The sequence below is a fragment of the Janthinobacterium sp. GW821-FHT03A03 genome (assembly GCF_059421435.1).
This window is the reverse complement of record NZ_JBWKUZ010000001.1, coordinates 39041-53648: the sequence shown is the minus strand read 5'-3', so window position 1 is coordinate 53648 and position 14608 is coordinate 39041. Positions and strand designations below refer to the sequence as shown.

Below are 14608 nucleotides of genomic sequence, written 5' to 3'. Positions count from 1 at the left end.
ATCGCGGGCAAGCGGCTAATGTTCCTGTTTGTCGGTACTGCCTTGCTCCTGTTTCATCTGCGACAGCAAGCGCCAGGCAAAAAAGCCCAGCACGGCCACGCCCAGCAGCAGTGCGCCCCACAGCGCGGCCAGGCGCCACGTTGCCCCGTCCTTGGTGACGCCTGCTGGCGCCGCCTCGCCCCCGTTGGGTGTGAGCGCGCCGGCGCTGGCAGTCTTGAGCGCCAGCAATTCGTCCGCCCTGAAGCCGGGCGCCACTTGCGACAGCGGTTGCGCCACGGCGGCGGCGTTGCTGTTGCCGAACGCCAACTGATAGGGCGGCTTGCCGCTGGCCAGGAAGACCACGGTGGCCGGTGTCCAGCCCAGGCGCATGGCGGGCGCATCGCTGGCGGAGAGCGAGAGATCCGTGGCCGTCAGCAGCACCCATTCGCCTGTTTGCGTCACGGGCATGGCCAGGTCGCCCGAAATGCGCTCCTTGCCATCGAGGCCGATGCGGTAAAACGTCGTGCTCAGCAGGGGTTCGAAATACGCGCCTTGCGCGGGACGCGCCTGCTGGCGCAGGTGCAGCCTGTGCCGGGGAACATAGCTGTTCTGGCGATACACGCCCAGAGTCACGGGCAGCACCACATTGTTGTGCGTCAATTGCAGGGCGATGCTGTCGGCGGGAATGGCGAGGGGAGTGGCGTAGCGCCATTCATTCGCCTGCTTGCCGGGCAAGCCTTGCAGCACGATGGAGGCGCGCGGTGCAGCGATGTCCGTTTCGCTGACGGCTTGCGCCGTAATCGCCGCAAAGGCCAGCGGTTCGCCCGCTTGCCAGCTCAGGCGCGCATAGCGGAAGGCGCGCGGCGCAAAGGCGATGCTGTCGTTGGCCAGGGTTTGCGTGTCGCTGTTGCTGAGCCAATTCAGGGTGGTGGTGCCGATGGCGTCCCATTGCTTCAGGTCATCACTCACTTCCAGCAGCACTTGCGCGCTGTAATTGTCCGTGCGGGCCGGCGGCGTGAAGCGCAAGGCGGCGATGCGCTTGTCTTGCGCTTGCTTGCCCAGGTCGAGGATCAGCGCCTGCAGCGCGGCCGTGGCCGCTGCCGTGCCGGCGCGCGTGCTGACCGACAGCAGCCGGCCATCGTCGGCCGTGCGGATGTCGATGGCTTGCAAGCCATCGCCAGTTGCCGGCGTGCCCGTCACGGGGAAGATACGGGCTGGAATGCTGGTCCGCTGCGTGGCCGACTGCGCGGGCGGCGCACCGATGGCATAGGCCAGGCGCTTGCCGTCAGCGTCGAACAAGCGCAGGTCGGCCAGGCTGGCCGAGCTGGCGTGCAGGTAGACTTCCCGGGGTAACACTAGCTGGACGATGCCCGCGCCCGCCGGCACCTGCACGGGCATGCTCCAGGCATAGTCCTGTGACCGGTCCTGGCCAGGCGCGGCCAGCGCGGCGCCTGCCAGCAGCAGGCTGCAACAGATCAATATGGTTTTCATGCGGCTCCCGGGTGCGGTTCGGCCGGCGCTGGCGCGGCAGCCTTGGGGAAAGGCGCCAGGTAGCCGATCAAGACCATCAGCAAGCCGACACCCACGAAAGAGATGATGCGTTCGATGCCGCCCACGTTCGACAGGTCGATCAGGAACAGTTTCAAGACAACCAGTCCCAGCAGCACGGCGCCCATGCTCCATTGCTGGCGCCGCTGTTGGCGGGCCGCATGGCGCATCAGCAGCAGGGCCGTGACGCTCCACACCAGGGACAGCATCGCTTGCACGAACTGCGAGGCCAGCATGGCGTCAAAGGTGTAGGGCACGCCGAGGTAGTGCGAGACCGTGCGCAGCAGCATCAGGTTGAACCAGCCATACAGCACGCACGCGGCCACGACGGGCAAGCGTGCCTGCCACAGGGACGGCAGCGGGATCTGGCCGGCCGGGAATAAACGGTAGCTGGCAATGGCCAGCAGCACGGCAAAGCCCGTGCTCAGGTCCAGCGGATTGAGCAGCGGCAAGTAGGGCAGCGGTGCCATGCCGCCGTCGTCAAAGACGTTCCATGCGGCGATCAGCAGCAGCGACCACAGCGCGCCCAGCGGTATCAGGATGCGCCGGTACCACGCGGCAATCGGCGCCACCGGCCAGGCGCCAGCGCGGCAGCGGCGGATCAGCCAGGCCAGTACCAGCATCATGGCCCAGGCCGGCAAGTAGCGGGCCCAGGCGGGGCTGACGCTATCTTCATGGTGTGCCAGCCAGGCGCCGACGTGCATGGCGCCGACGGGCCACAGCATCAGCCATGGCGCGGCCGTGCGCAGCGTGTGCAGCAGACGCTGCGCGCGCACGTCGAGTGACCAGCCCGCTTGCGGCCAGGCCCGCAGCAGGTATTCGCCGGCCGCCAGCGCGCAGGCCAGGGCCAGCCAGCTCAAGCCCGTCGGCAGGTAGTCGCGCAGGTACAGCGCCAGCAGCAGCTTGGCGCTCCACAGGCCCAGGCCGAGCCAGGCGGCCACGGTCAACCAGCGCAGTTGTGGCCAATCGAGGCGCCGCGCCAGGATGGCGAACACGGGCGTCGTGACGGACACGGCAATCAGGTATAGCGCCAGCCAGTGTTCGCCCGCGTGCGGGTGCATGCTCAGGTCGCCGTCGATCAGGCGCAGCAGCCAGCTGGTGAAGGGCACGAGGATGGCGGCAAACCACAGCAAGCCGCTCCAGACCAGCAGGGGGCGCGCTGCCAGCGCCAGCAGCGCGTCGCCGCCGCGCGCGCGCAGCGCAAGGAAGCGGGCGCTGGCAAAGGCGGCGGCGCCCAGCAGCAGGGCGCTGAGGAAGGAGCCTTCGAACAGGCTGGCCGGATGCCGGTCCCAGGCCCAGCTGGCGCGGCTGAGCATGACCATGCCGGCCAGTACCTGCACGGCCAGCAGCAGGGCGCGCGGCGCATGCCATTGCTCGCGCCGTGCCAGCGCCGCCAGCAGGGCCGCCACTGCCAGCGCGCTGATCGTCAGCAGGTTCAGTTGCGTGGCGGCGTCCGTGCGCAGCAGGATCTCGCTCCAGATGCCGCCCAGCAGCCAGACCGTGGCGGCCGTCAGGAACAGCACGGACAGGCTGCGCATGAACTCCGGATGCAAGTGGCTGCCATGGCGGCGGAAATTGTAGGCCATCACCAGCGCGGCCGCGGCCAGCAGCGCGCAGCCGAGCCAGATGTTGGCCTGCAGGGCCGCTGCCGTATTGAGGTCCTGTAAGGCGCCGAGGAAGGCAATCCACGCGGCCCCCTGCACCAGCAGGCCGAAGGCCCAGGCCAGGGTCTGGCGCTGGCGCAAGCCGACCCAGACGATGCCCGCGCCTTCCAGCGCCCAGGCGGCCGACGTCCAGCGGCCATCGAGGGCGAACGGGATGGCCAGGGTGCCAAAGACGATGCCCAAGGCCAGGAAGGCTTCGGCCAGCAGGCGGAAGCCCTCGCGGCGCCACAGGGCCACGGCCAGCCCCGTGTAGGTCAAACCGGCGGCCAGCGCGGAAAACGCCAGGCCAAATTTAAAATTCCAGACCAGGCTGTATTGCAGGCCCATGGCCGCCAGCGGCGTGCCGAAGACGAGGGTGCCATCGACGTAGTGCTTGAGGCGCGGCGCCTGGCGCGCGCAATAGGCAATCGCGATGCCGATATAGAACAGCACGAACAGGATCAAAAACAGCTGCGTCGACAGGTAGTGCTCTGGCGTGTAGCGCAGCAGGCCCCAGGTGGTGGCGACGACGAAAGTGAAGCCAAAGCTCAGCACATTCAGCACGCGCCAGGCGCGTTGCAGGGCGATGGCGAAGACGCCCGCATTGAGCAGCGCGTAATAGCTGAACAGGCCGATATGGTTGCCGCTGCCCGTCGACACGAGCAGGGGCACGGCAAAGCCGCCGACGATGCCGAAGACGGCCAGCCAGACGGCGTTTTGCAGCACGGCCAGCAAGCACGTGAACGCCGTCAGCACGAACAGCACGGCAAACGCCAGGCCGGCCGGTATCAGTGCATACAGGCGGAAGGCGCCGAACGTGACCAGCATCAATATCGCCAGCGCCGTGCCCTGCAGCGGCAGGCTGATGCCGGGGCGGCTGAGGCGGATGCGCCAGGCCCAGGCCAGCAGGGCGATGTCGGCCAGCGCGATGCCGGCCAGGCGCAGTTCGATGGGCAGCGTGACCTGCGCCGACACATATTTGAGCAGGAAGCTGACGCCGAGGAAGAGGATCAGCAAGCCCAGCTTGGCGACCAGGTTGCCGGTAAATAACCAGTTTTTCGCCTTGGCAAGCAGGCCGTCCGGACGCGCGATCCAGGTGGGGGTATTAGGGGCGGGCCTGGCGGGATGGGGCAGGGTTGGCTGCGCCGGCTTCGGCGGCACAGGGGCGGCTGCCGGCACGACCTTCGCCACTTCGGCCACCTTGATCTCGGCCGCTTGGGGCACAGGTGCGGGCGGCCGCGTCGTCACTGGCGCCACGCTATCGACTGCGACGGGGGCAAGCGGCGGGACGTTCGCGTCGGCCTGGCCTTCCAGCGCTTGCAGGCGCTGCCCGATGCCGTCAACTTCCTTGCGCAAGCGCGCTGTCAGCAACTCCAGATCGGCCACTTTCCTGCGCTGCTGCAGCACCTGCACGAAGGCGGCGATCAGCAAACCTAGTATGACCAGCGTTAACAATCCAAACATGGGGCAGCTTTCATGGAAGAGCCGGGCGAAAGCGCCCGATGTATGCGCACATTACCTTATTATCAAGAAACTGGCGATTTATTGCTGTCTATGCAAGTGCCAGGGACGGCGTGCGCAAGATGGAGCCAGCATGGTGCGGCACGCCGTTTTCCGTATTGATGCTAAGCAAGGAGGAGACATTAAGATTGTCGTGCGCAGGATAGTGCTGTATTTTAGCAATTCCTTAATTGCCAGTCCCCCATGCCATGAGTCAAAGCAGCCAGTTTTCCTTATTGTCGCAGCGCCGTTTCGGGCCGTTTTTCTGGACCCAGTTCTTTGGCGCCTTCAACGACAATCTGTTCAAGACGGCCCTGATGGTGATCCTCGCCTACGATGCGCTGAGCTGGACCACGCTCGATCCGTCGACCATCACCAACCTGATTCCCGGCCTGTTCATCCTGCCCTATGTCGTGTTTTCGGCCACGGCGGGCCAGCTGGCTGACAAGTTTGAAAAGGCGGGCCTGGCGCGCTTCGTCAAATGGATGGAGCTGGCCATCATGGCCGTGGCCGCCGCCGGCTGGATGACGCACACGCTGTGGCTGCTGGTGGCCGCCGTGGTCGGCATGGGCGTGCATTCGACCCTGTTCGGCCCCGTGAAATATGCGTATCTGCCGCAACAGCTCAAACCCGAGGAATTGGTCGGTGGCAATGGCCTGATCGAGATGGGCACCTTTGTCGGCATTTTATTGGGTGAAATCCTCGGCGCCGTCCTGATCGTGCATAAGCCGCTGGGCGTGGAACTGGTGGCTGGCGCGACAATTGCCGTGGCCGTCTTCGGCCTGATCGCCAGCTACCGCGTGCCGCGCACGCCCGCGCCCGAGCCGGACTTGAAAGTGAGTTTGAACTTTGTTGCCGAATCGTTCCGCAACCTGAATTTCTCGCGCAAGAACCGTCCCGTCTTCCTGGCCATGCTGGGCAATTCCTGGTTCTGGTTCTACGGCGCCCTGATCCTGGCCCAGTTCCCCGTGTATTCGAAGGATTTCCTGCACGGCGACCACAGCGTGTTCGTGCTGCTGCTGACCGTGTTTTCCGTCGGCATCGGCACGGGTTCCCTGCTGTGCGAACGGCTGTCCGGCCACAAGATCGAGATCGGCCTGGTGCCGTTCGGCTCCATCGGCCTGTCGCTGTTCGGCATCGACCTGTATTTCGCCAGCAATGCCTATGCGAATACGCACATCGTCGACGCGCTGGCCTTCGTGGGCCAGGCGGGCGTGCCGCGCATCTTGCTCGACATCGTCATGATCGGCGTGTTCGGCGGTTTCTTCATCGTGCCCCTGTTCGCGCTGATCCAGACGCGCTGCGACCCGAAGCACATTTCGCGCACGATTGCCGGCATGAATATTTTGAATGCCCTGTTCATGGTGGCGGCCGCCGGCGTGGCCATCGTGCTGCTGGGCAAGGGCTTCACCATACCCCAGCTGTTCCTCGTCACGGCGATTTTGAATGCGCTGGTGGCCGCCTACATCTTCTCGCTGGTGCCGGAATTTCTCATGCGCTTCCTCGCGTGGATACTCATCCAGACCGTGCACCGCGTCAAAGTGGTCGATGGCGAGCGCATTCCCACGGAAGGCGCGGCCGTGCTGGTATGCAACCATGTCAGCTATGTCGACGCCATCGTCATCATGGCGGCCAGCCCCCGTCCCATCCGCTTCGTCATGGACCACCGTATCTTCAAGATGCCGCTGATGGGCTGGATTTTCCGCACGGCCAAGGCGATCCCGATCGCGCCGGCCAAGGAAGATCCTTTCCTGATGGAAAAGGCCTTCATTGATATTGCGCAAGCGCTGCACGAAGGCGAGCTGGTGTGTATCTTCCCTGAAGGCAAGCTGACGCGCACGGGCCAGATCAGCGAATTCAAGGGTGGTATCGCAAAAATAGTCGCGCGCAGCAAGGTGCCCGTGATTCCGCTGGCGCTGCGCGGCCTGTGGGGGCATTTGTTGAGCCACCGCAATGGTCATTTGTTCGAGCGCGCCTTCAAGGCGGGCTTGCGCTCGCGTTTGTCGCTGGCCGTGGGCATGCCCGTGGCGCCCGAGGCGGCAACGCCGGAGTTGCTGCAGCAAAAGGTGCAGGAATTGCGCGGGAAATGGAAGTAGGCCTCATCGCGTCGGCGTAGACGCCGCCCGCTGCGCCAGGTGCTGCTGCAGCCGGGCGGCGAGGGCGGCGAAGTCCACGGGTTTCGTCAGGTGATGGTCGAAGCCGGCTTGCGCCGTGCGCTGGCCCGCATCGCCCCAGCCCGTCAATGCGATCATCAGCACGTCGCGCCCCCGCGCTTTCAGGCGGATCTGGCGCGCCGTTTCATAGCCATCCATGTCCGGCATGCCCAGGTCCATCACGATCAGCTGCGGCCACAGGGCATCGACGGCCGCCAGCGCCTGCGCGCCGTCGTAGGCAACCCGCACGGCATGGCCTTCCAGCAGGAACAGCGCCTGCAGCGAATCGGCCGCGTCGCGGTTGTCATCGACCACCAGCACCTGCACGGCCTGGCCCGGCCGGGCCGGTGCGTCGCCGGCCGGCGTGGCGGCCGATGCGGCCATGCTGGCGGCCAGGCTGACGACGAAGCGGCTGCCTAGCCCGGGCCCGGCGCTGTGCGCTTCGATCTTGCCGCCATGCATCTCAGCGAACTGGCGCGCCAGGCTCAGGCCGATGCCCAGGCCGCTGGCCATCTGGCCGGCCACCGTGCGGCCCTGTTCGAACATGGAAAAGATGCGCGGGATGGCGTCCGGGTCGATGCCGATGCCATTGTCTTCCACGGCCACCTGCAGCTGGCCGTCGGCCAGCTGGGCCGTAATATGGATGTGTCCGCCGTTCGGCGTGAATTTGACGGCGTTCGAGACGATGTTGGCAAAGATCTGTACCAGGCGCGCATAATCGGCGTGCAGCATCACCGTGTGCGGCGGCAAGTCCAGCGCGATGCTGATGTTGCGGTTGCTGGCGGCCGGCTGGCACAGCTCGATCACGTGGCTGAGAACTTGTTGTAGCGCAATGTCCTTGCATTGGAGCACTACCTTGCCGCTGGTGATGCGGGCCACGTCGAGCAAATCATCGACCAGCCGCGTCAGGTGCGTGACCTGGCGTTCGATCACGCCTTTCACCTTGTTCACCTGTTCCGATTCCGGATACAGATGGCTGAGCAGGGCGATCGATGTCTTGATGGGCGCCAGTGGATTGCGCAATTCATGGCCCAGGCTGGCGAGGAATTCATCCTTGCGCCGCTGCGTTTCGCGCACCTGGTACTGGCGCGCGCGCGCGCGCAGCATGGCGTGCGCCGAGGTGATCAGGGTCAACATGTGCACGGGGCGTTCCAGCAGCGTCAGGTTGCCCAGGGTGGCGATGGCTTGCCGCAGGGGCAGGGAATCGAGTCCCGCATGCGTGAGCAGGATGATGGGCAGGTCGGACCAGTCCGGCTGCTGGCGGCCGTACTCGTCGAGCACCTGGTAGGCGCCCGCATGCAGCGCCTCGTCTACCGTCAGCACGCCGCCGGCGCCCAGCGCCAGCTGTTCGGCCAGGTCGCAGGCGGAGCGGCAGGCGTGGCTGGCAATGGCGCCGCTGGCCAGCACCTGGCTGGCCAGGGCGGCGTCCTGGCCGCCCGGCGCGTAGATCAGGATGCGCTGTTCCATGGCCGGTCCTAGGGGAATGGCGTGCCGCCGACGGTGGGCATGCCCGACAGGATGCCGTGGAAGCCGGCCAGTGTCGGACCGATGCGCAAGCCCTGCGGGCCGATCTCGAAGCGGCGGATGCTGCGTTCATGCGCGCTGCCGCGCTTCTTGAAGACGGAAATGGCTTGCCGCACTTCGCCTTCCGTTTCGTAGTAGCGCAGCATGATGACGCTGTCGGCCAGGTAGCTGGCGTCGGCCGAGGTAGTCATCGACATGCCCAGCATGTTCTGCTGCACGCCGACGAGCAGGGCAGACACGCCGCGCTGGCTCAGGTAGTTGAGCAGCTCATGCAAATAGGTGCTCTGGAAACGCTCGTCGGGCACGGCGTGCATATAGCCGTTCAGGCTGTCGATGACGATCATCCTGGCACCCCGTTCGGCCGCGTCGACGACGGCCTGGGCGAATTCGCCCGGCGTCAGCTCGGCCGGGTCGACTTGCTGCACGCTCAGCAAGCCCGTGTCGAGCGCCTCCTTCAAGCGCATGCCCAGCTCGTCCGTCCGGTGCAGCAGCTTGCTGCGCGCTTCCTCGAACAGGAACATGGCGCATGGCTCGCCGCGCGTCGTGGCCGCATGCACGAATTGTGCCGCCAGGGTCGACTTGCCGCTGCCGGCGGGGCCGGAAATGAGGGTGCTCATGCCTACTTCCAGGCCGCCACCCGTCATGGCGTCGAGTTCCGCAACGCCGCTCGACAGGCGGTGGTGGTTGCCGTCGCGGCGCGTGTCGGCCGCCACCAGGCGCGGATAGACGACCAGGCCGTCACGGGCGATCTTGTAATCGTGCGTGCCGCTGCGAAACGGCACGCCCCGGTATTTCACCACGCGCACGCGGCGCCGGTCGTTGCCATAGGCCTGGTTTTGCAGCTCCAGCGAAATGACGCAATGGGCCACGCTGCGTACCTGCAGGCCGTCATCGAGGGCGGAGCGGTCATCGATCAGCATGGTGGTGCAGTGGCGGTTGGCCATGTACTGTTTCAGAGCTATCACCTGGCGCCGGTAGCGCAGGGGATTTTCCGCCAGAAGTTGCAGTTCGGATAATGAGTCAAGTACCAGGCGGGCGGGACGGTGCTTGTCGATGGCCGCCAGGATGCGCTGGTTGGTCGCCGCCAGCTCGATTTCCGACGGGTGGAAGATGGTGTACTGGCGGTCGGGGTCGAGCATGTCGTCGCTGGGCGCCACCTCCTCGATGGCGATGCCGGCCAGGTCCCAGCCGTGCGAGTCGGCAGCGCCGCGCAGCTCGATTTCCGATTCGGCCAGCGCGATGTACAGCACGCTTTCGCCCGCGCGCGCGCCTTCGGCCAGGAATTGCAGCGCCAGGGTGGTCTTGCCCGTGCCCGGTTCGCCTTCGAGCAGGTACAGCCGCTCGGCCAGCAAGCCGCCGGCCAGTACGGCGTCAAGGCCGGGCACGCCCGTGGACAGCAGGGGCGGGATGGCCGGACCGGCCCCTGCCTGCATGGTGTGCTGCGCCGATGCCGTCATCGCAGTGCCCCCTGTCATGGCTTGCTGTGGGCATCCATCTTAGCGCACCTGCGGCGCCATGTCTTTTCGATACCATTGGTAAATAATTACGCGGGCGGGGCAGGCGTGGCCGGCAATGTTGTATCCTTGTCGGTCAGTTCAGCAAAGAAATCTTGACCCTGCTAAAGTATTCACTCAATCCAACTTTCCCGCTTTGCCGTTTTGCCGCCGCCAGCCTGTTTTCTGATGAACCCTGCTGGTGCGCCCTGCTGTTGTTGTCACCACTTAATTGCATCATTAGCAATAAAAAACGCTTAAAGGTCACTTTGTTTCAATTGTAACGATGCTTGACGATTTTAGAATGATCGTTCATTCTTTGATCTGCGTTAATAAATTTAGTCATTTCTAACGACACTAGCCAGCTTCTTTTTCAGAAAGTCCAAGATGCAACCAACCTTTTCCTTGACGTCGCCGCGTACGAGCGGCGCTATTGCCGTTCTGTGCGCCACTGTAATCATGGCCGGCTGCAGTAAAAAACAGGAAGCACCTCACGCGCAGCAAGCGCCACAGGTGGTCGTGTTTACTGTTAATCCGGCCGCGTTGCCGATGAGCGCCGAATTGCCCGGCCGCACGAATGCCTACCAGGTCGCCGATGTGCGCCCGCAAGTCGGTGGCTTGATCCAGAAGCGCCTGTTCGTCGAGGGCAGCGACGTGAAAGCGGGCACGGCCCTGTATCAGATCGACCCGGCCACCTACCAGGCCGCCTACAATTCGGCCAAGGCCGCCCTGTCGAAAGCCAAGGCCAACCTGCTGACGGCCGGCCCGAAAGCATCGCGCTATAAAGAACTCGTCGCGATCGAAGGCGTCAGCCGCCAGGAATACGACGACGCCGTGGCCGCCTTTGAGCAAGCCAAGGCCGATGTCGAGTCCGCCACTGCGGCGCTGGAAACGGCGAACATCAACCTGAAGTACAGCACCGTGACGGCGCCGATCAGCGGCCGCACCAGCCGTTCGGCCGTGACGGCCGGCGCGCTGGTCACGGCAGGCCAGGCGCAAGCCCTGACCACCGTGCAGCAACTCGATCCGATCTATGTCGACGTGACCCAGTCGAGTACCGACCTGCTGCGCCTGAAGCGCCAGATGGCCGACGGCTCGCTGAAAAAAGTCGGCGAAGGCCAGGCCAAGGTCGACCTGATCCTGCCGGACGGCAGCAAGTACAGCGAACCGGGCAAGCTGCAGTTTGCCGGCGTGACGGTCGATCCGACCACCGGCAACGTGGTCTTGCGCGCGCTGTTCCCGAACCCGAAAGGTGAATTGCTGCCAGGCATGTACGTGCGCGCGCAGCTGGCCACGGGCGTCGACGAGAAAGCCATCACCGTGCCGCAAGTGGGCGTGACGCGCAACCAGAAAGGTCAAGCCACCGCCATGATCCTGAACAAGGAAAACAAGGTTGAGCAACGCATCCTGACCACCAGCGGCACCATCGGCAATGACTGGCTGGTGACGTCCGGCCTGGCCGCAGGCGACCGCGTGATCGTGGAAGGCTTGCAAAAAATCAAGCCAGGCGCGCCCGCCGTTGCCGTGCCGGCCAAGGCCGAAGCTGCGCCTGCCGCTGCAGCCTCTGCCGCAGCATCGGCTGCCAGCGCCCACTAATTCAGGAGAATATTAATGGCCCGTTTTTTCATTGACCGCCCGATTTTTGCCTGGGTGGTCGCGATCGTCATCATGCTTGCCGGCGTGATTTCGATCCTCAGCCTGCCGATCGCGCAGTACCCGAGCATCGCCCCGCCGTCGATTTCGATCAGCGGCTCCTACCCAGGCGCCTCCGCCAAGACCGTGGAAGATGCAGTCACCCAGGTCATCGAACAAAAGATGAAGGGTATCGACGGCTTGCGCTACATGGCTTCGTCGAGCGATGCCACTGGCGGCATCAGCATTACGCTGACGTTTACCAGCGGCACCAATCCTGATATTGCTCAAGTGCAAGTACAGAACAAGCTGCAGCTGGCCACCCCACTGCTGCCGACGGCTGTCACGCAGCAGGGCCTCGTCGTGTCGAAAGCCACCAAGAACTTCCTGATGGTGTTCGGTTTCATTTCCGAAAACGGCAAGATGGACCAGACCGACTTGAGCGACTATGTGGCCGCCAACGTCGTCGATCCGCTCAGCCGCGTGGCGGGCGTGGGCGACGTGACCCTGTTCGGTTCGCAGTACGCCATGCGTATCTGGCTCGACCCGGCCAAGCTGCAAAGCTTCAACCTGACGCCGGCGGACGTGATCACGGCCGTGCAGGCGCAGAATGCGGAAGTGTCGGCCGGTGAACTGGGCGGCACGCCGTCCGTCAAGGGCCAGCAGCTGAACGCCACCGTGTCGGCGCAAAGCCGCTTGCAGACAGTGGAACAGTTCGGCGCCATCCTGCTGAAAACCACGACCGACGGCGCCATGGTGCACCTGAAGGACGTGGCCCGCATGGAGCTGGGACGCGAGAACTACAACACCGTGGCCCGCTACAACGGCCATGCGGCCACCGGCGTGGCCATCAAGCTGGCGACGGGCGCCAACGCGCTCGATACGGCCAACGCGGCGAAAGCCATGCTGGGCAACCTGAGCAAGCAGTTCCCTGAAGGCATGAGCTACCAGGTGGCGTTCGACACGACCCCGTTCGTGAAACTGTCCATCGAGGAAGTGGTCAAGACCCTGGTCGAAGCGGTCATCCTGGTGTTCCTGGTGATGTATTTGTTCCTGCAAAACTTCCGCGCCACGCTGATCCCGACCATGGCCGTGCCGGTCGTGCTGCTGGGCACTTTCGGCATCCTGAACGCGTTTGGCTACTCCATCAATACGCTCACCATGTTCGCCATGGTGCTGGCCATCGGTTTGCTGGTCGATGACGCGATCGTGGTGGTAGAAAACGTCGAGCGCGTGATGAGCGAAGAGGGCTTGTCGCCGCTGGAAGCGACGCGCAAGTCCATGACGCAGATCACCGGCGCGCTGGTTGGTATCGCCATGGTGCTGTCGGCCGTGTTCGTGCCGATGGCCTTCTTCGGCGGTTCGACGGGCGTGATTTACCGCCAGTTCTCGATTACCATCGTCTCGTCGATGGTGCTGTCCGTCGTCGTCGCGCTGGTGTTTACGCCGGCCCTGTGCGCCACCTTGCTCAAGCCGGTCGAAAAGGGCCATCACGCCACCAACAAGGGTTTCTTCGGCTGGTTCAACCGCAGTTTCGACAGCAGCAGCAGCAAGTACCAGGGCTGGGTCGGCGCCATGATCACCCACCGTTTCCGCTCGATGCTGCTGTACGTCATCCTGCTGGCCGGCCTGGTATTCGTCTTCATGCGCTTGCCGACCTCGTTCCTGCCGGAAGAAGACCAGGGCATCCTGTTTACGCAGATTCAGTTGCCGACGGGCGCCACGCAAGAGCGCACCCTGAAAGTGATCGAACAGGTCGAAGACCACTTCCTGAACAGCGAAAAGGACAACGTCGCGTCCGTGTTTGCCGTCGCCGGTTTCAGCTTCGGCGGTAACGGCCAGAACACGGGTATCGCCTTCGTGCGCCTGAAAGACTGGGCCGAACGCAAGGCCGTGGCGCAGAAAGCGCCGGCCGTGGCCGGTCGCGCCATGGGCAAGTTGTTGCAGATCAAGGATGCGATGGTGTTTACGTTTGCCCCGCCTGCCGTGCTGGAACTGGGTAACGCCACCGGTTTTGACATGCAGCTGCAGGATATCGGCGGCGTCGGCCATGACGCCCTGATGGCAGCGCGTAACCAGCTGCTGGGCATGGCGTCGCAGAATCCGGCCATGGTGGGCGTGCGCCCGAACGGCCAGGAAGATACGCCGCAGTACAAGATCGAGATCGACCAGCAGAAAGCCACCGCGCTGGGCCTGCAAATCTCGGAAATCAACCGCGTGCTGAGCGTGGGCTGGGGTAGTTCGTATGTCAACGACTTCCTCGACCGCGGCCGCGTGAAGAAAGTGTTCATGCAAGGTAGCGCCGAAGCGCGCATGCAGCCGGAAGACTTGAACAAGTGGTTCGTGCGCAACAGCACGGGCGAGATGGTGCCGTTCTCCGCATTTGCCACCGGCAAATGGATTTACGCTTCGCCACGCCTGGAACGCTACAACGGCTTGCCGTCGGTAGAGATCCTGGGCACGCCGGCGCCGGGCCAGAGTACGGGCGCCGCCATGAACGCGATGGAAGAGATGGTGGCCAAGTTGCCTCCTGGCATAGGTTTCAGCTGGACCGGCGTCTCGCTGGAAGAGCGCGAATCCGGTTCGCAGACGCCGCAGCTGTATGCGCTGTCGCTGCTGATCGTCTTCCTGTGCCTGGCCGCGCTGTATGAAAGCTGGTCGATTCCGTTCTCCGTGCTGCTGGTGGTGCCGCTGGGCGTGATCGGCGCCGTGCTCGGCACCTGGCTGTTCGGCCTGTCGAACGACGTGTACTTCCAGGTGGGCTTGCTCACGGTGGTCGGCCTGTCGGCGAAGAACGCCATTCTGATTGTCGAGTTTGCCAAGGAAATGCAGGAATCGGGCATGTCGCTGCTGGACGCGACCTTGCATGCGGTGCGTCTGCGTCTGCGTCCGATCCTGATGACCTCGATCGCTTTCGGCCTGGGCGTATTGCCACTGGCGATCTCCAGCGGCGCCGGTTCCGGCAGCCAGAACGCCATCGGTATCGGCGTGCTGGGCGGCATGTTGACGGCCACCTTCCTCGGTATCTTCTTCGTGCCGGTGTTCTTCGTGCTGGTGCGCGGCTTCTTCTCGAAGTCGGACGCGCCGGCGACGCCTGGCGCGCCAGCCGTCATGCTTTCTAAGGATGCGCATTAAT

At 64.4% G+C, this 14608-nt stretch carries 7 protein-coding genes; 3 read left to right on the top strand and 4 right to left on the bottom strand.

The annotated features are described in order from the left end of the window. Positions 1–15 precede the first annotated feature (15 nt). On the bottom strand, positions 16–1470 hold the full coding sequence (locus tag AC07VI_RS00285; RefSeq protein WP_492995272.1) for a DUF3999 family protein: 1455 nt from the start codon (positions 1468–1470) through the stop codon (positions 16–18). Beyond that, complete coding sequence (locus AC07VI_RS00280) at positions 1467–4634, bottom strand: DUF2339 domain-containing protein (RefSeq protein ID WP_492995270.1); 3168 nt, start codon at positions 4632–4634, stop codon at positions 1467–1469. Before AC07VI_RS00280 ends, AC07VI_RS00285 begins: the two co-directional genes overlap by 4 nt. A 245-nt stretch (positions 4635–4879) precedes the next feature. Between AC07VI_RS00280 and AC07VI_RS00275 the strand changes: the two genes are divergently transcribed. Beyond that, complete coding sequence (locus tag AC07VI_RS00275) at positions 4880–6766, top strand: MFS transporter (RefSeq protein ID WP_086144164.1); 1887 nt, start codon at positions 4880–4882, stop codon at positions 6764–6766. 3 nt (positions 6767–6769) lie between these two features. Here AC07VI_RS00275 and AC07VI_RS00270 read toward each other — a convergent pair whose 3' ends face one another. Continuing rightward, entirely contained in the window at positions 6770–8290 is a 1521-nt protein-coding gene (locus AC07VI_RS00270) for a hybrid sensor histidine kinase/response regulator (protein ID WP_492995267.1), read from the bottom strand. A gap of 8 nt (positions 8291–8298) precedes the next feature. Beyond that, complete coding sequence (locus AC07VI_RS00265) at positions 8299–9780, bottom strand: ATPase domain-containing protein (RefSeq protein WP_086144240.1); 1482 nt, start codon at positions 9778–9780, stop codon at positions 8299–8301. Between the two features lie 447 nt (positions 9781–10227). Between AC07VI_RS00265 and AC07VI_RS00260 the strand changes: the two genes are divergently transcribed. Then, positions 10228–11436 carry an efflux RND transporter periplasmic adaptor subunit gene (locus tag AC07VI_RS00260; protein ID WP_086144166.1) on the top strand — a complete coding sequence of 403 codons (1209 nt, stop codon included), beginning with the start codon at positions 10228–10230 and terminating at the stop codon, positions 11434–11436. A 15-nt stretch (positions 11437–11451) separates the two neighbouring features. Next, positions 11452–14607 (top strand): efflux RND transporter permease subunit, encoded by a 3156-nt coding sequence (locus tag AC07VI_RS00255; RefSeq protein WP_492995265.1) that lies wholly within the window; start codon positions 11452–11454, stop codon positions 14605–14607. The last annotated feature ends 1 nt before the right edge of the window (position 14608 follow it).